17 protein-coding genes are annotated in these 18,306 nt (G+C 39.9%); 9 read left to right on the top strand and 8 right to left on the bottom strand.

Annotation, left to right across the window (positions count from 1 at the left end; all coding sequences use genetic code 11):
* Positions 1-18: 18 nt before the first annotated feature.
* The gene (locus PALI_RS16225) at positions 19-1,251 is read right to left on the bottom strand and encodes a hypothetical protein (RefSeq protein ID WP_193156489.1); all 1,233 of its coding nucleotides are present in this window, start codon (positions 1,249-1,251) and stop codon (positions 19-21) included.
* Positions 1,238-1,867 (bottom strand): methylamine utilization protein, encoded by a 630-nt coding sequence (locus PALI_RS16220; protein ID WP_193156488.1) that lies wholly within the window; start codon positions 1,865-1,867, stop codon positions 1,238-1,240. The genes PALI_RS16225 and PALI_RS16220 overlap by 14 nt, the downstream gene beginning before the upstream one ends.
* A 162-nt stretch (positions 1,868-2,029) precedes the next feature.
* Between PALI_RS16220 and PALI_RS16215 the strand changes: the two genes are divergently transcribed.
* The 3 genes from PALI_RS16215 to PALI_RS16205 all read left to right on the top strand — a co-directional run bounded on the left by PALI_RS16215 (position 2,030) and on the right by PALI_RS16205 (position 5,782).
* Positions 2,030-4,072, top strand: a complete 2,043-nt coding sequence (locus PALI_RS16215; protein ID WP_193156487.1) for a glycoside hydrolase family 97 protein — start codon at positions 2,030-2,032, stop codon at positions 4,070-4,072.
* 403 nt (positions 4,073-4,475) lie between these two features.
* Positions 4,476-4,625: a hypothetical protein gene (locus tag PALI_RS16210; RefSeq protein ID WP_171037549.1), complete on the top strand. Its 150-nt coding sequence runs from the start codon at positions 4,476-4,478 to the stop codon at positions 4,623-4,625.
* Positions 4,622-5,782 (top strand): tryptophan 7-halogenase, encoded by a 1,161-nt coding sequence (locus PALI_RS16205; protein WP_193156486.1) that lies wholly within the window; start codon positions 4,622-4,624, stop codon positions 5,780-5,782. Before PALI_RS16210 ends, PALI_RS16205 begins: the two co-directional genes overlap by 4 nt.
* Before the next feature lie 163 nt (positions 5,783-5,945).
* Here PALI_RS16205 and envZ read toward each other — a convergent pair whose 3' ends face one another.
* Together envZ and ompR are read right to left on the bottom strand one after the other, a co-directional pair.
* The gene (envZ, locus tag PALI_RS16200; protein WP_182701656.1) at positions 5,946-7,262 is read right to left on the bottom strand and encodes a two-component system sensor histidine kinase EnvZ; all 1,317 of its coding nucleotides are present in this window, start codon (positions 7,260-7,262) and stop codon (positions 5,946-5,948) included.
* Positions 7,263-7,267: 5 nt separating this feature from the next.
* Positions 7,268-7,987: an osmolarity response regulator transcription factor OmpR gene (gene ompR, locus PALI_RS16195; RefSeq protein ID WP_193156485.1), complete on the bottom strand. Its 720-nt coding sequence runs from the start codon at positions 7,985-7,987 to the stop codon at positions 7,268-7,270.
* Positions 7,988-8,158: 171 nt separating this feature from the next.
* On the opposite strand from ompR, the gene greB reads away from it, so the two are divergent.
* From greB to PALI_RS16175, 4 genes are all read left to right on the top strand, one after another.
* On the top strand, positions 8,159-8,641 hold the full coding sequence (gene greB / locus PALI_RS16190) for a transcription elongation factor GreB (RefSeq protein WP_077536350.1): 483 nt from the start codon (positions 8,159-8,161) through the stop codon (positions 8,639-8,641).
* Between the two features lie 111 nt (positions 8,642-8,752).
* Positions 8,753-9,064 (top strand): hypothetical protein, encoded by a 312-nt coding sequence (locus tag PALI_RS16185; protein WP_077536351.1) that lies wholly within the window; start codon positions 8,753-8,755, stop codon positions 9,062-9,064.
* Between the two features lie 50 nt (positions 9,065-9,114).
* Positions 9,115-9,696 carry a CBS domain-containing protein gene (locus PALI_RS16180; RefSeq protein ID WP_193156484.1) on the top strand — a complete coding sequence of 194 codons (582 nt, stop codon included), beginning with the start codon at positions 9,115-9,117 and terminating at the stop codon, positions 9,694-9,696.
* A gap of 168 nt (positions 9,697-9,864) precedes the next feature.
* Positions 9,865-12,189, top strand: a complete 2,325-nt coding sequence (locus PALI_RS16175; RefSeq protein WP_193156483.1) for a Tex family protein — start codon at positions 9,865-9,867, stop codon at positions 12,187-12,189.
* 80 nt (positions 12,190-12,269) lie between these two features.
* Here PALI_RS16175 and PALI_RS16170 read toward each other — a convergent pair whose 3' ends face one another.
* The 3 genes from PALI_RS16170 to bioH all read right to left on the bottom strand — a co-directional run bounded on the left by PALI_RS16170 (position 12,270) and on the right by bioH (position 14,264).
* A complete protein-coding gene (locus PALI_RS16170; RefSeq protein ID WP_182701659.1) occupies positions 12,270-13,124 on the bottom strand; it encodes a putative metalloprotease CJM1_0395 family protein in 855 nt (284 codons plus the stop codon).
* Positions 13,125-13,127: 3 nt separating this feature from the next.
* Positions 13,128-13,436 (bottom strand): hypothetical protein, encoded by a 309-nt coding sequence (locus PALI_RS16165; protein WP_077536355.1) that lies wholly within the window; start codon positions 13,434-13,436, stop codon positions 13,128-13,130.
* Between the two features lie 90 nt (positions 13,437-13,526).
* Complete coding sequence (gene bioH / locus PALI_RS16160; protein ID WP_193156482.1) at positions 13,527-14,264, bottom strand: pimeloyl-ACP methyl ester esterase BioH; 738 nt, start codon at positions 14,262-14,264, stop codon at positions 13,527-13,529.
* Positions 14,265-14,338: 74 nt separating this feature from the next.
* On the opposite strand from bioH, the gene PALI_RS16155 reads away from it, so the two are divergent.
* Entirely contained in the window at positions 14,339-15,016 is a 678-nt protein-coding gene (locus PALI_RS16155) for a ComF family protein (RefSeq protein ID WP_193156515.1), read from the top strand.
* A gap of 13 nt (positions 15,017-15,029) precedes the next feature.
* Here PALI_RS16155 and PALI_RS16150 read toward each other — a convergent pair whose 3' ends face one another.
* The gene (locus tag PALI_RS16150; RefSeq protein WP_404935938.1) at positions 15,030-17,558 is read right to left on the bottom strand and encodes a M14 metallopeptidase family protein; all 2,529 of its coding nucleotides are present in this window, start codon (positions 17,556-17,558) and stop codon (positions 15,030-15,032) included.
* A 170-nt stretch (positions 17,559-17,728) separates the two neighbouring features.
* Between PALI_RS16150 and nfuA the strand changes: the two genes are divergently transcribed.
* Positions 17,729-18,304, top strand: coding sequence for a Fe-S biogenesis protein NfuA (nfuA, locus tag PALI_RS16145; RefSeq protein WP_077536357.1), 576 nt, complete (start codon positions 17,729-17,731; stop codon positions 18,302-18,304).
* The last annotated feature ends 2 nt before the right edge of the window (positions 18,305-18,306 follow it).

Below are 18,306 nucleotides of genomic sequence, written 5' to 3'. Positions count from 1 at the left end.
GCTCCCCTTTTTTATGCTTTAAAATCGCCATTGCGCGTTTAACATTACTTGTTGCTGCGAGATTCGTTCATTAAAGTTTATTGCCGCCCTATTTGCAGCAAAGCTTTTAAGTGCTGACGCCTCTATCCCTAGTTGTATTTTTTTACTAAGGTCATAACGCCATGTTGCTGTTAACCCTTCGCCATAACTTGCATTGGGGTCAAACGCAGTGGTGTCGTTGTCAGTTACTTTAAAATAATCGTAACGTAACGACACCCTGTGTTTATTTTCTTTATGACTGAGCATTACATAATGACTATAAAAGGCATTATTTATTAGTAAGTTACCCCCCATTGCCGTTTTGCCATTAAGTATTTGTGCAATTAAACGTGTTTTTTTACTAAATTTATATAACCACGCAGCACTCACAAAGCGGGTATCCCATGCATACTGCCCAGAACTAATATTCACCTTAGTGGGATCGCCATTATTATCGTAGTAATACACTCGAAATTGTGACTGTTTTAAGTAATCCCAATGCATACCCACGTAATAGCCAAAGCGTCCGTCTACTTCTTCAAATGGGAGAACTTGGTTAGCCTGCCAGCGTAACTCATATTCATTTAAGGCGGCTATAGACGCAAATTTTACATTTTCGTTCAACGTTGTTTGCCTGTCATGTAGTGCGAAACCTCGCCAAGATAACAACGTACCAGCAGGATCGTTGCCTTTAAATGTAGCACCTACAACACTAAAGCTATGTGCGCTGTTAAAGCGTTTAGCTGGGCGCTTAATGGTTACTTCTGCACCAACAGTACGTACTTCTTCACCAATCCAACTGTTAATAGCTGAGTTTGTGTAGTTATAGGGAGAAGTCCAGCCTATATCAGGATTTTCTAACGACATCAGCGGGTAAAAGCCACCTACGCGCACGTGCCATTTATAATCACTGTTAGATAGTGGCTGATACTTTACATAAGCTTGCGTAAACCCCAAGCCAACGTCAGGATCTTGATTAGCGTTTAACACACCATGAGCCGACCAGCTAGATGCTAAATCAACACTAAAATCTAAAATACCTTGGGACAAATTAAGCTCATCACTTTGAGTATCGTGGCGATACAAACCAATGCCTCCTTCTTGCCAACTAAGCACGTTATCACCTTGTACAGCTCTAATTTGTAATAAGCCTTTTACCTGTGCATTCGATGCGCAGCAAAACAAGACGGCACAGCTTAACAATGTTGCCTTAAAAAAATTATTCGTAATCATCAAATTCATCCGTGACGAAGTCAATTTGCTCAATTATTGCCTGCTTAACTTTATAGGTAAGTGGTGTTGAGCTTATAGTTACAGGTTCTGATTCAACATTACTGATATCGCCAAACCCAGAGTGCCATACACTTAATTTGTACTCGCCTGCTACCGCTGTTAATTCAACCTTGCCAGTGTCATCAGTAATCGCAAAAATGGTGCTATCAACCACAACTATATAGCCCAGCATCCAATCGTGAATATTACAACCAAGCTCGACAACGCCTGTTTGTTCAAACACTAAAGGTGCTTTAGGTTGCTCTTTATAAAGCTTTAATTCAAATGTTTTAGCCTCAGAAAATGAGTAAACATGATGCATAATAGAATCAGCATTAGGGAACTCCACTTTGGCATTTTGCGGAACGACTAAAATACGCGGTGTAAATTCTCTATTTTTTTGACTCATTGAATAAGGTGTACTGGGTAAAGTAATTTTCTCTGAGGTATTTTTTGCAGTTAACCACACAACAGCATTAGCTATGGGCTCATTTTTTGTATTTTTAATTATTATGCTAACTGCTGCGGCTTGCCAGCTTGAGACCATTAATATGGTAAAGACGAAAAATTTGATCATTAGCTTCCTAATTCTTATTTTCAATTTATTTACATTATAGACCGAGTAGCTTGATAATTTCTTTCTCTTTTTTATAACATTGAATACGTATGTAGAAAGTCGTATTCCTTAACAACTGCCTTTATGCTGGTTGATTCACACTGACACACCCAAGGATCAACAATGAGAACATCAGCACTCTTACTTTTAGCTTTTTCGAGTGGTTGCTTTGCTCAGACAGCTACGCTGCAATCTCCTAACGGCAATATAAAAATTATAATATCAGATGAACAAAGTACGCCTACTTACTCTATTGATTTTAAGAATAAGCCCGTAATAAACAACTCAGCTCTTGGATTTGAATTTAAACAACAAGCCCCTTTTAGTGAGGGCTTTAAAATCACCAAAACTCAAGATCGCACTATAGATACACAATGGCAATTACCTTGGGGTGAACGCCAAACTGTTACCGATAATCATAATGAGATTACTGTAACATTTAACAAGACGCAGCCTCAAGGCGGCACTTTTACCGTTAGGTTTAGAGCATTTAACAATGGTGTTGGCTTTAGATACGAAGTACCAAAACAGGCTGGTTTTGACAACATAGAAATAACAAAAGAACTGACCGAATTTGCTATAACCAATAGTAACGATGCCACGGCATGGTGGATCCCTGCTCGTGGTTGGAACCGTTATGAGTATATTTATAACACCACCCCGCTAAATGATGCGGCTTTAGTACACACGCCATTTACTTTTAAAAATAAAGACGGCATACATTTTAGTATCCACGAAGCTGCCCTTGTTGATTACGCAGCAATGGTACTTAATCAGCGCCGCCCAGGTACATTTCAGGCTGATTTAACACCTTGGTCAGATGGGATTGCAGTTAAAAAGCAAGGGGCATTTACTACGCCATGGCGCACGATTCAAATGGGTGAAAGTGCCGTAGATTTAATTAACTCTGACATTATTTTAAACCTAAATGAGCCGAATAAATTAGGCGATGTATCTTGGGTTAAGCCTGGTAAATATGTTGGTATTTGGTGGGGGATGCATATAAACACCCAAACATGGGGGAGCGGCGAAAAACATGGCGCGACCACTCAAACAACTAAATACTACATGGACTTTGCAGCACAATATGGTTTTGATGGTGTGTTAGTTGAGGGTTGGAACATTGGCTGGGATGGCGATTGGTTTTCTAATGGCGATGTATTTAGCTTTACCCAACCTTATGACGACTTCGATATAGCCGCGCTTACTCAATACGGTAAAGAAAAAGGCGTGCAGCTCATTGGTCATCACGAAACATCCGGCAGTGTAAGTAACTATCGTAACCAAATGGAGGATGCGTTTACTCTTTACGAAAAATCAAATGTAAGCCAAGTAAAAACAGGCTACGTAGCCGATGGTGGAAATATTAAACGTATCGACGAAAACGGGATAGCTCGCCATGAATGGCACGATGGCCAGTTTATGGTTAACGAATATCTTTATAACGTAAAGCTAGCTGCTAAACATAAAATTAGTATTAACACCCACGAACCAATTAAAGATACGGGTCTTCGTCGTACTTATCCAAACTGGATTGCCCGCGAAGGTGCACGCGGACAGGAGTTTAATGCATGGGGCACACCTCCAAACCCACCAGAACACGTACCAATGCTTGCTTTTACCCGTATGCTGGCAGGTCCAATGGACTTTACCCCTGGTATTTTTGATATGAGCTTTAATGGCCTAGGTGCCGATACTAATCGTCCGCAAACTACGCTTGCTAAGCAACTGGCACTTTATGTGGTGTTATATAGCCCAATTCAAATGGCGGCCGACTTACCTAAAAACTATTTAGCTAAACCTGATGCATTTCAATTTATTCAAGATGTACCCACAGATTGGCAAAAAAGCATTGCGCTTGATGGTGAAGTTGGCGACTTTATTGTGTTTGCACGCAAAGAGCGAAAAAGTGATAAGTACTCAGGAAATGACTGGTATTTAGGCGCTGTTACCGACGAAAAAGCTCGTACTATGACAGTGCCATTAGACTTTTTAGAGCAAGGTAAAAAGTTTGAAGCGCAAATTTATAAAGATGGTCAAAATGCAGAGTGGAAAAATAAACCATACGACTTAACTATCGAAAAACGTATCGTTACTGCAAGCGATAAACTAACGCTTGAACTTGCTACCAGTGGCGGTGTCGCGATTCGCTTTAAAGCACTTTAAAGCGCCGATGTAATAAGCATCGTGGATATTGAATCAGCTGCAGTAAATTTACTGCAGCTGGTTTAAGTAGTGATTTACTTCTGCCTGATATCTTGCCAATAAACCTTGCTCTATAATTAACCTGAACTGTGGATAATAAATCTATCTCAAACAGCTATTTTCAGCGCTAAATTTACTGAAATTTCTGGCTAGAGAAAAATAAACTTAAACGCTCATCTGCTTAAATGAATTTTGGGCATAAAAACTCATCCATTCTAAACATCATGTTAGCCGCTGTAATACTCTGTAATAGATTTCTCTGAGTGCATCACCTACCCTTTGTCAATATTCTTAAAAAATTGGTAGCTAAATACCATATTTATTCAATATAAACATCTCAATCGCTGAGAAAGGAATATTCGCCGTGGCTAACAAAGAAAAATCAACGTTCTCATTCATTCATCACAAGCTAGATAAATCAAGCAATGAAAACGCCATGCGCTTATCGAATATTATAATTATTTTATCTCTCGATTTACCTAGCACGCTTAACCTAGCGATGAAACATTCATGATTAAAAGCGATGAATTAAATAGCAGTGTTGTAATAATTGGTGCAGGTGTGGCTGGCTGTATTGCTGCGCTTGCTTTATGTGACTCTTATAAAGTAACACTCATCGATCAATCTGCATTTCCTGAGGAACGTATTGGAGAGTGTTTGGCACCCGCAGCAAAACGGATTTTACAACAGCTCAATTTGTTAGACGAGTTTGAAGGCCTATTAAAAACAGATATCGCACTTCCCCATCATTTGCATAATGCCGGAATAAAGATAAATTGGGGTCAAGAGGCACGTCACATTGCAGATAATCTTAGTAATACCGATGGATTCGGCTGGAGGCTCGATCGTAAAAAGTTCGAACTTTTTTTACGTGAAAAAGCTCAGCAGCGTGGTGTAGAGTGCATTTGGCCTGTCAAACTTAGCAACAGTCAATACCAAGGAAATTCGTGGCATATCACCCTTGTTAATTCCGATCCAGACTCAAGCACAGCGCAAGAAACAAATATAGCATGTCCATTCGTTATTGATGCGACAGGTCGTCAAGCTCATTTCGCCAAAAAATACACTAATCGTCAGCAAAATGATCGCTTAATATCATGTTGGGCAACGCTAGCTGATAACAGTGAAAATAAATTGGGTGATATTGTCTCAACTGAGAGTGGCTGGTGGTATAGTGCGCCACTTCCAAACCAACGTCGTGTTTTAGCCTTTCAAACCGATTCAGATCTCATTCCTAAAGAACTGCATCGCGATCCATTGTTTTTTATTCAACATGCTCAACAGCAACCAGCACTAGCAAAGTTATTAGATAACAATCAAGAAACATTAGATCTACAAGGCATTGTAAGCGCTAACTCAACACGTTTAAATACTTTCTCTGGTCAACAATGGGCCGCATTAGGTGATGCAGCTATGAGCTTTGATCCCTTATCATCGCAGGGGATTTTTAACGCAATGGCAAGCGCGATGCAATTGGCATTACTGCTTCAAAAATCAAATATACTAAAAGTTATCGATAACGATATACAACAGCACTTTAATAAAACCTATCAGCAACAAATAGAGCAAATATGGCGTCATTATTTACATCACCAGCACTATTTTTATCATCAAGAACAACGTTGGTCGAGCATGCCTTTTTGGCAGCGTAGGCATCAATATAGAGCATAACGAATGATCCACATCATAGTTAACCTGAACTCTGGATAATAAATCGATCTTGAGCAACTATTTTCAGCGCTAACCGCGTTGAATTTATTTGCAATAGGCCAGCTATTGACGCGTAAATTCGCCTTGCTTTCACTGAAAATCTCTTAACCAGAGCTCAGGTTAGTTATTCTTTTGGACTAATATGCTTTAAAGGCAAATAAACTTTCGCACTTAATCCGCCCTCAGGCCGATTAGAAAGTTTGACCTTTCCATCGTGCATATCAATAATTCGCTTAATAATAGCAAGACCTAAACCACTGCCTTCACTGCCACGCGCAGCATCACCTTGCTTAAATGGCTCAAACACTGATTCAAGTTCACTTTCAGGGATCCCTGGCCCATTATCTTTCACTTCAATAACTGCATATTTTTTATTTGAATTAAAGTAACTAAGTACTTCAATATCCCCTTCGGAGTAGCGTCGAGCATTTCCTATCATATTCGTTATAACGCGTTTAATTGCCACTATACTGAGCGGGATTTTACCAATATTAGGATTACTCTTAAATGTAATTAAACGTTGATGCTGCAGCTCAGAGTGCACAACCTCCGCCACTAAAGCATTAATATCTTCGCAAATAAGTTCTTCACGCTTATGGTGACGTAAGTACTCTATAAATTGATCAATAATGCCGTTCATATCTTCAATATCGTAAATAATTCCGTCACGCAAAAATTCATCGGTATCTGCCATCATTTCAGTCGCTAAACGAATACGAGTGAGCGGCGTACGTAAATCGTGAGACACACCCGCCATTAATAATCGACGGTCATTTTCAAGCTCAGCAATACCGCGCGACATTTGATTAAATGCTCGCGTTACCTCAATTACTTCTGTGGAACCTTGCTCTCCTACTTTAGTTGAAAAGTCCCCTACACTCACTTTAATCGCCGCTTGTTGTAATGCTTTTAAAGGGCGATTCAAGTGCCTAGCAAACAGCCAACCACCTAGCACACTTAAAAATCCGATACTTGATAAGTAAAAAGTTAAAAACTCTAGATTATTTTCTTTAAATCCAATTAATGGCACTTTTACCCAGTAACCAGGGGCCTGTGGAGCCTCCACCCAATATATCAGCGGGCCAGTTTGGCTAATTCTTACTCGCGAAAAACCGTCCAGCTGCTCAGACATACTCCGTGATAATCCTGAGTACTCGCGACTTTGACCAAGTCCATTACGCATAGCTTCTCGTTGAGTCATGACTTCTATGCCTGTGATCTCAAAAAACTTTTCTGAAACCTCATCATTGATCTCTACGCCATCTTCCCAATCAATAAATACTGTTTTAATTTGTTTGGCGAGCATTAAATTAACTTGCTCAATAGTCGGCTTTACAACATATAAACTCACTGTTACGTAAGACACGATTTGGTTTATTAGCAGCAATGCTGCTACTAAAAAAACCGTTTGCCCAAATGCACTGCGTGGAAACATCCCCATATAAATTACTTTTCACCATCCGGCACAAACACATAGCCCAAACCCCATACAGTTTGGATATAACGCGGGTTAGCGGCATCAATTTCGATCATCCGACGAAGTCGAGATACTTGCACATCAATACTTCTCTCAAGCGCACTGTAATCTCTACCTCGCGCTAGATTCATTAGTTTATCTCGACTAAGCGGCTCTCGCGGATGAGATACCAGCGCCTTAAGCACAGCAAACTCACCACTCGTTAAAGAAACTGTTTTATCGCCTTCGCTCATTTCGCGCGTTGCTAAGTTAAGCGTAAATTTACCAAATGCGATTAGATTTTCTTCTGCGGCGGGAGCGCCCGGCACTTCTTTTGCGCGACGGCGTAAAATAGCTTTAATACGCGCAAGCAACTCGCGAGGATTAAACGGCTTAGGAATGTAATCATCAGCCCCTAATTCAAGGCCGATAATACGATCTACTTCGTCACCTTTAGCGGTGAGCATAATAATAGGGATTTCATTTTCTTTTTGACGTAAACGGCGACAAATCGACAAACCGTCTTCACCAGGGAGCATTAAATCGAGAACCATTAAATGAAAATTTTCACGTTCGAGGAGCCTATCCATTTGCTCTGAATTACCTGCGGTTCTAACGATAAAGCCTTGCTCTACTAAATAACGTTCAAGCAAACTGCGTAAACGCATGTCGTCATCAACAACCAATACTTTTGTGGTTTCGTGTCCCATTGTCTCTTTCTTATTTTTATATCCAATTACTGGTTAATATAAATGAAAAACCTAATAATCAAAACTAATTACCCGCTTAGATTGTTACTGAACATTTCAAAAATTTTAAACTCGACAAATTTTACTAATTTTATTACCTTGCCCAACATGAGCATTTAAAAAGAATATACCGTGAAAACAAATTTAGTTACCCGCGAAGGCTACTTACAGCTGCAACAAGAACACGATCATTTATGGAATGTAAAGCGCCCTGAAGTTACAAAAATAGTGAGCTGGGCAGCAAGCTTAGGCGATCGTTCTGAAAATGCAGATTATCAGTACAACAAAAGATTACTGCGCCAAATAGATCGCCGCGTGCGTTATTTGCGCAAACGCATTCCCGATCTGAAAATTATTGATTATTCCTCCGTTCAAGATGGAAAAGTCTTTTTTGGCGCATGGGTCGAAATTGAAAACGAGCAAGGCGACATTAAAAAATTCAGAATTGTAGGGCCTGACGAAATTTACGACCGTAAGGACTATATTTCTATTGACTCACCGATGGCACGTGCATTAATTAAAAAACAGGTTGATGACGATTTTGCAGTAATGACGCCACAAGGTAAAAAGGAGTGGTATATAAATTCTATTGACTATCAAAAAAATATATCGTAGGTTTTGATTCAGATCATGTTAACTTTTGATTGTTTAAATTATACCAATAAGCTATAAATGAATTTACTCAAATTCTGATGTTTTAATTTGAGATTAGTTAAGGTCGTCGTTATGTCAAACGTAGTACAGCGCATATTAAGTAATGCCGTATTGTTTGCACTTTTAATGGGTGTAAGCTTAACGCTGCACGCCAACGCTACCGAAGCTAATTTAGATCATGTAACAACCTCTAATCATTTTATTGCTTGTGATGTTCCTGACCAAGTAAACCTAGACCTTGACGCAGATTCTTTCGTTAATGTTACTTCCTTTAAGGCGCCTCAACCACTCCCTAAAGACACGCACTCGTTTTACGAGAGTTCAATTTTAGACAGACCTTTTAGCACGGCTTATCAGCGTGGACCACCTAGCTATTCAATTTAACTCATTGTTTTAAATATTGATTAAATTTTATAACTAATAAGGTGACTATTATGTCTAACTTTAAAGAATTGCGTACTCAAAATATTTCTCACGGCGTTATTGCTAGCACATTTGTAGATGAGCAACCATTAATTGATTTAACCTCTCCAGCACTAAAAGTAGTAAACAGCTTTACTCAAAAAATACCTGTGCGTGCACAACACGAAACAACAATTGAGTCGGCACTTAAGCAAATTAATGCCCAACAGTCTGATTTTATTTTGGTCACTGATGATACTCATAAATTGGTTGGCATTGTTTCTAGCGCTGATTTGCAAAGCTCAAAAATTACGATTATTGCCCAACGTTTAAATACCCCCCGTAGCGAAGTTAGTCTACGCCATATAATGACACCAATCAGCCAGTTGATGGGGGTAAGCATGCAAAGCTTAACCTACTCATGTATTGGTGATGCGCTGCAAACTATGGAACATCAAGGTGTTATGTTCTTATTAGTTACTACAGCTAATAACGAAATTTGCGGCTTAATCTCGGCTCGTCAAATTGCTAAGACATTGCATATTCCACTGCATATTAGCCCTATTGCTCACTCATTCAGTGAAGTATTAGAAAACATAGAGCACCCTCACTAAGGGTCCTTTTGACAGCATAATACTCCCCCCGAGCCAACCATCTTAAAGCAAGTGAAATAGCTTGCTTTAAGAGCTTTTTATTACAACCTCCTGTGATATTATTCAAGCAATTAGCCGTACCAGTTAACTACGTTAGCTGGTCTTATTTTTGTTTAAAAAGGTTTTTGCATGAGCGATATCTCTGCACGTTTAGCCGGTGAGCTAAATGCACAGCAACACCAAGTTGTTGCTGCAACAAAGTTACTTGATGAAGGCGCGACAGTTCCTTTTATTGCCCGTTACCGAAAAGAAGTAACCGGTGGTTTAGATGACACCCAATTGCGCCTTTTAGAGCAGCGTTTATCCTACCTACGTGAACTTGAAGAACGCCGTAGCTTTATTTTATCAACTATCGAATCTCAAAATAAATTAACCGCTGAGCTAAAGGCTGATATTACTACTGCCCAAAGTAAAACTGAGCTTGAAGATTTATATCTCCCATATAAAGCAAAGCGACGCACTAAAGGCCAAATAGCAATTGAAGCTGGTTTAGAGCCACTTGCCGATGCGCTTTTTAAAAACCCTAATCTAGATCCTGAGCAACAAGCTGAGCAATTTATCAATGCAGAGAAAAGCTTTGCTGATATAAAAGCAGTCCTCGATGGTGCTAAATTTATTTTAATGGAACGCTTTGCGGAAGACGCTAAGCTACTCGCTAAATTTAGAAGCCATATTAGCCAAAATGGGGCGATTGAGAGCACGCTCGTCAAAGGCCAAGAACAAGCTGGTGCAAAATATCGCGACTACTTTGAGCACCAAGAACTTCTAAAAAAAGTTCCTTCACACCGTGCGCTTGCAATGCTCAGAGCTCGCAATGAAGGCATACTACAGCTAAATGTTAACCCTGAGCCGAGTGCTGAAAACCCAGCTCAATTATGCGCTAACATGATTGCAGAGCATTACCGTTTAGATATTAAATATAAAGCGGCAAGTCCTTGGCTTTTAAGCGTTGTCCAATGGGCATGGAAAGTTAAGTTAGGGTTGCACCTAGAAAATGAATTTTTTGCAGCTATGCGTGAAAAAGCCGAAACTGGCGCAATTGATGTATTTGCTAAAAACTTAAAAGATTTACTTATGGCAGCCCCTGCAGGTCCACGCACTACGCTTGGACTTGATCCAGGCCTGCGTACTGGTTGTAAAATTGCGATTGTAGATAGCACAGGTAAGCTACTCACCACACAAACTATTTTCCCGCATGCACCGCAAAACCACTGGGATAAATCGTTGCGTACGTTAGAGCAACTTTGTCGCCAACATAAGGTCGAGTTAATTGCAATTGGTAACGGCACTGCATCACGCGAGTCCGATAAGCTAGTTGCTGAGCTGATGAAAGCAAACACAGAACTTAAACTTAATAAAATTATGGTGAGCGAAGCCGGTGCATCGGTATATTCAGCCTCTGAATTTGCCGCTAATGAATTTCCTGATTTAGACGTTTCTTTACGAGGGGCTGTCTCTATTGCGCGTCGTCTACAAGATCCACTTGCAGAGCTTGTTAAAATTGAACCTAAATCAATTGGTGTGGGTCAGTACCAGCACGATGTATCGCAAAGCCAATTAGGGCAAAGCCTTATTTCTGTTGTAGAAGATTGTGTAAACTCAGTTGGCGTAGATTTAAATATGGCGTCTATACCATTGCTTACACGCGTTTCTGGTTTAAACAAAACCTTAGCGCAGAATATTGTAAATTATCGTGATACTAACGGTTCATTTACTAAACGTAGTGAGCTTAAAAAAGTAGAGCGTTTAGGGCCAAAAGCATTTGAACAAGCCGCAGGTTTTTTACGTATTAATAATGGTAGCGATCCGCTAGATAACTCATCAGTACACCCTGAAGCTTACCCAATTGTTAAGCGTATTTGTGAGCATAATAGTGTTGATGTAAATAGCTTAATCGGCAATAGTGATTTTTTAAAAAAACTTGCAGCCAACGATTACACTAACGAAAAATTTGGTCTACCAACGGTTACCGATATTATTACTGAACTTGATAAGCCAGGTCGAGATCCTCGCCCTGAATTCAAAACAGCTGAGTTTAAAGCTGGCGTTGAAAAAATTAGCGATCTAAAGCCAGGTATGATTTTGGAAGGTGTCGTTTCTAACGTTGCCAATTTTGGTGCATTTGTTGATGTAGGTGTTCATCAAGATGGTTTAGTGCATATTTCAGCAATTACTAATAAATTTATATCCGATCCGCGTGAAGTAGTTAAAGCTGGCGATATTGTAAAAGTTAAAGTAGTCGAAGTTGATGCTTCTCGTAAGCGTATAAGCTTTACTATGCGCTTAGATGACGACATTGATACTAGCAGCAGTAAACCAACAGCTTCGCAAAAGCCACAAACACGCACTAATAATTCACAACCTCGAGCTGCCAAGACAAAACGTGATAACGGTAACGCCTTAATGGGAAATGCGTTTGCTGATGCATTTGCTAACGCTAAAGTGAAAAAATAATACTCGTACTACTGATGAATTATTACTAAAACGAAAAAAACCGCGTAAGCGGTTTTTTTGTGGTTACTTTTACGAAATTATTAACTTAACGCTGAAAAACTACTTTGACTCGCGGGAGAAGTGGCCATTTGATAAAAGCTTGCAATACGCCCTGCACGTGCTTCAACATCTACATTGCGAGTAGGCTCATCACTTTTGGTTATTTCAGCGTCGTTATTCTCATTACTAGAAAATGAAGCCTTTGCTATATTTTTTGTTTTTTCGTCATTTTCACTTTTGGGTTGTGCAAGTTCTGCTTGGGCTGCTGCTAACTTTTGCGTAGCGTCTGCGGCAATTGAACGATCAGCTCCTGAAGGCTCTGCAGGCGCAAGCGCTGCTGCGCGCACCGTCTGCATTTTATCAATAGTCGCCTGTGGATCGCCGGGTATTTCTGATACATCTATTTGCACTTCCCCGCCAACGGCGTAGTTAGAGCCATCGGGACCACGTTGATATTCATAACTTGGTGAGCCAGCATACTGGCCGCCAACAGACGCATGTGCTTGCTCGTGTATTCTTACCTCTGTATCTCGAGCCTTAAGTTCTTTAATTTGTAATTGTTCTTGCTCTAACTGCTGCTCTTCTTGCTCAGATTCTTTTTGCTCACTTGAATCGCTTTCTTGCTCGGAGCCATCAGGGTTCTCAGAGTTTCCATCACGTTGCTGAACTGATTTTTCGTCTATAACTTTTCCGGTTGCGTCATACGTTGCACCATCACTTCCGCCAGGTAGCTTTGCTTTTTCAGCGTCACTTTGCGCTTTGGTTTCTGTATTACTCGCACTATTTGATGCAGGGGCAGGTATAACTTCTCGCAGTTGGTTGTCACGCCGTGCGGTTTCCGTATAAACATTTGCAGTGTTTATATTGATAGACGGAAATGGCGTGACAATATTCATAAACTAAACTTTAATGTCAATTAATGTACCCAGTACATCATCAGCCGTTTGAATTGATTGCGTATTCGCTTTAGCGTTAAACTCCTCAACTTTTAAGTTAACGAGTGCTTCATCAATACGAGCTGGCTGTGCTACTGGAGCTGTTATGGCTTCTTCAGGACGTGCTGCAGTAAGCTGACGCTGCTGCGCTAGTTGCGCATCGTCTTGCTGTTCAATAGTGGCTCGATTAATCTCAGCACTGGCTTTTTCAACACCTTGGCTAGCACGATTAAACCCTTCAACACCGTTATTAAATACAGATCCGATTGGCATATTAAAACCTCCACCAAATAAACATTGTCTAATTATCGCTCAGGTTATGCACAAAATAAAGCTTTAAACGGTGCTATTTTTAGTTCAATTTTAAAGCATTGATTTAGCAATAGATAAAAATTCTTTTTTATGAGAAATAAATGGGGCATGTGATGCTTTATCGAGTACTTCGTATTCAAACTCAGGATTTAGTACTAACATTTCTGCGATCGCTCGATACGGCACTAGTGCATCTAAACGCCCAAATATTGCTTTAATAGAAACCGGACAACGAGTGAATAAGTCACGTAAGTCTTCGTTTTGCAAAATATCTAAACCAGCAATAAGCGCTTCAGCATTAGGAGCGCTGTACCTATTTAGTAATTGCTTGAGTTGCTTTATATCTTCCCGTGCTGACTCACTTCCCATAGCTTGAATAGCTAAAAAGCGCTCTATGGTTTTTTCTCGGTGATTAACTAACTGCTCTTTAAATTGATCCAGCACATTAGCTTTAATACCAGGCCAATGTGCTTGTTCTGCAAAAAATGGTGTTGATGCCACTAATATTATTTTCGATACTTTGTCAGGCCAATGCTTAGCAATGTATAAAGCAAATAAGCCACCTAATGACCAACCCATTAAAATTGATTGTGGCTTTAGTTCTTCACTTAAAAGTGCTGCAGCATCGTGCAATGTATAAGGGCTTGGGCAAGTAGCGCTGTTGCCAAATCCGGGTAAATCAAGGCTGCGTACACCCCCTGAATATAAAAACTCAAGTTCTGGCTGGATCAACTGCCACACCCCCTGGTTCATTCCCCAACCATGTAATAATACTAACTCGTTTTGCATATTCGCATAACCTTAACCAGACTTAAGCTCATAATAACGATTAGGAAGGTGATTGCAATGTGTGGTTTAAAGCAATGACGAATACTATTTTTGACTGGCTGTTTCCCTCCTCTTGTGTGCAGTGTGAAAACATTATTAATGCACATTTAGGGTTGTGTGATTGCTGCTTAGCAGACTTACCATTGTTTGATCTAAGTATCCACGCTAATTTACTCAATCGCCCTGATATTGCACAGATGTTTCCTAATTGCGAATTCGATAAATTATTCGCATGTGCATTTTATCAATCTCCGTTTGAGCTGTGGCTTAAACAACTTAAATTTAATAATCAAATTTATTATAAAAAGGCACTGCGACAAGTTATTAAAAAGCAACTGATACATTTTTTTGATCATCACCCTTTATTACCCGATATGTTTATAATTTTACCGCTACACACAAGCCGCTTTTTAAATCGTGGATTTAATCAAGTAAGCCAAGTATGGCATCCATGCTTAGCTAATTACGCGCCATTGAGTAACGTACTTATTCGCAGTAAAAAAACCCAAGCGCAATCAGAGCTATCAAAAGCAAAACGCATTAAAAACTTAAAAGATGCGTTTATTTGTACAGCGGATATCAGCGGTAAAACAGTCGCTATTATTGATGATGTAATGACAACAGGTGCAACATTAAACGCAGCAACTAATACACTAAAACAAGCAGGCGCTAAACAAGTGTGGGCTTTTACAACTTGCTTAACGCCTATTTAATTATTAAAAAGTATTATTCGCCATTTGCACGAAACGTATGACCAAAAAATAAAGCGTTACTTAGTAGTCGACTAGTTCCATACCAGTAACCTCTGAATACAGGGTCGTCGGTCATACCTATCACTGTGCCTCGCCCGTATGAATGAGCAATTAAACCAGCTCCGCCAGCAACTTGCTCAACATTAACAGCATCGGCAAAACCCGCTAACAATGGGGTTTTAGTATAGGTAAGTACATTTACGAACGGCGCATCGGAAGCTTCTAGCAACCAGGTACTGTTTTTGAATACGGGCAATGTATTGCGCTTAAGTGAAAATGTAAGCGGATGAGTTAAATCTATATTAGTATTAAAAATAGCACCTGCAATGCGCTGACGCCCAGCTAAATGATCTTTATCGCCATAACTTAAACCTGTCGTCTTAAATGCGCTGGCTACATCTTGTCGTGATAAATAGCTCGCTTTAAGCAACTGCTGATCGGCTAAAAATTTAGCGCCACCTTTATGACCCCAAATAACGCCACCTTTTCTTACCCAGCTTTTAATTGCCACTTTGTCAGCGTCAGATAAATTGCTGTAATTGCCATGAGCAAGTACAATATGACTATAGTTACTTAATTCAAGAGAGCCTAAGCGGTTCATTTCAACAATTGTAGGCGCGACGCCAACAAAGCGATCTAGGTAATACCACACTTCTCCTATTTCGTACTGGCTCGCGCCTTGCCCGCCAATAAGCAGTACTTTTGGAGCACTAACAACAGCCATTGAGCGTGAACCTAAATCGGCCCCCTTACTTGTTAAACCTGAAGTAATTGGCTTAATTGCAATACCAAACTCATTTTGCGCTTTATTAAGCTGAGCAACCCAGTTGATATTTGTTTGTAACCCTGTAGGTATAATAATACTGCCAGGTTCAAAGCTTACCTCTCCCGATGTTGATTTAGCAGTTAACGAACTAAGAGCTACACGAGCTTTAATACCTTGCTGAAGTAAACTATTTAGCATTTTAGGGGCTAAATAATCATCCCATGCAAAAGCAAAGGCATAACCATTTTTTAATTCAGAAAAAGATGTTTCTAACGAGTTATTCCAAGCTGCATCTGCAATATTTAAACCCCAATTACTTTTAGCTCTAGTGAATGGCAAATTAAATGCGTGCGCTAGAGTCCAACCCGAAACATCATAGAATGTGTTATCTGCAAAGTTTTTTTGTTCACTAAAAATAGCTTTTACTAAGCGGTATTGCGGCTGCGCTAATGGTACAAAGTAACTATTAGTCGTAAAAATTTTACCATTTGCTTTTAGTGGTTTAGTAAGCGGGTAAGCATTAATTTGATGTTGCTTTAAGAGCTCTAAAAAGTGCTTAATACGGGTGTTGTCGCTTGCACCTTCAACAACATAGCCTTCATAGTTTTCATCATTGGCTAAATCGTTAGCCTGATTATAAAACTTAGCTTGGTAATCAAGCAGCGCTTGACGGTTATCAATAGCAGCGTTAAAGGTTGATAAGCTGGTTAATAGCTGATTTTTAATAGTAAATGCAAAGCTTAAAGGGCCATTTATAGTTTCTTGAATATGCCCACGAGAACTCGCTTGTTCAAATAAAATGCCTACTCCACCATTTACATCAGGATAGGTTGAGCCTTTCCCGTAATAAAAATCATCAAAACTTTCTTCTGTAAAATAAAGCGCGTTGTTTTCATCTAATGTTTTTGCATGATAGTTAGCAATTGCTTTCGTTAAAGTCACATTTTCATCCGGTGTTATTGGGTGTTTACGACTTGGAATACCTGGCTGAAAAAAATAACTACTATTTGGGCCCATCTCATGAAAATCAGTTAAAATATTTGGCTTCCACTGATGGAACTTGGCAATACGCGCTCGCGACTCCGGATGTTGCAGCAATAACCAGTCACGATTTAAATCAAACCAATAATGGTTGGTCCGGCTACTTGGCCAATTTTCAACATGTTCGCGAGTTTTAGGGTCACTTGATAAGTTCATCCCGCGATTACTGTTTGCCCAATTAGCAAAGCGCGCTAAGCCATCTGGGTTAAGCGAAGGGTCGAGTAAAATAACGGTATTATTTAATAGCTGATCTATTTCAGCACCTTGAGCTGCCGCTAAATAATAAGCCACCAGTAATGAAGCGTTACTCCCTGATGATTCATTGCCGTGTACGCTATAACCCATCCACACTACAGCAGGTTGATCTTTGGTTTTACTACTTTTATTACTCAAGCGTGCCAGATGCGCTTGGCGAGTTTGTTCAATGTTTGGTAACTGATTAGCTGCGGTAATCGTTAACATAACCAATGGACGTTGCTCATGCGTACGGCCAATGATTTCAAAATTTATACGGTCACTTTTATCAGCAAGTACTTCCATATAGCGCACTAACTGATCGTGCCTCACATGCCACTCCCCCACTTGATAACCAAGTACTTCTTCGGGCGTTGGGATTGTAGGATCAAATTGTGTATCTTGCTCAAAATAATAAGAAAGTGGCTTAGCTACACTTGAAAAACTAACTAGTACCATCATCACTGCTAACATGAACCGCATATAAATCACTCTAAAAATGTTTGTTAATCGCACGCTACCACTGCTTAAAATAGATGCCAACTTTTTACGCTCAACACTAGCCGCAACACGATGAGCGGAGTATGATATGCAGTATCCGAGTAATTTAGTCAGGTATAAAGCCGTTTTTTATGATTTCTATTTCCGAAACAGCGCAAGCGCATTTTGCTAAACTATTAGCAGATCAATCACAACAAACCAATATTCGTGTTTTTGTTGTAAACCCTGGTTCATCACAAGCGGAATGTGGTGTGTCTTATTGTCCAGAAGACGCTGTTGAAGCCAGCGATATTCGTCTAAATTTTAATGGTTTTGATGCCGTTGTAGATGCAGAAAGTGCTCCATTTTTAGAAGAAGCTGAAATTGATTTTGTTACTGACAAAATGGGCACCCAGCTGACTCTAAAAGCACCTAATGCTAAAGCTCGTAAAATTGGTGATGACGCATCATTAAATGAACGCGTACAACATATGCTAGAAACTGAAGTAAACCCGCAACTGGCTAACCACGGTGGCCAAGTAAGCCTAGTAGAGATTACAGCAGCTGGTATTGCTGTCCTTCAGTTTGGTGGTGGTTGTAACGGTTGTTCTATGATCGACGTAACGCTAAAAGAGGGCATTGAAAAAGAAATGATAGCTAAGTTTGAAGAGATAACCGGTGTTGCCGATATCACTGATCACGAAGCAGGCGATCATTCTTACTATTAAGC

Source organism: Pseudoalteromonas aliena SW19, from assembly GCF_014905615.1.
GTDB classification, from domain to species: domain Bacteria; phylum Pseudomonadota; class Gammaproteobacteria; order Enterobacterales; family Alteromonadaceae; genus Pseudoalteromonas; species Pseudoalteromonas aliena.
This window is presented reverse-complemented; position numbering and strand designations above follow the sequence as displayed.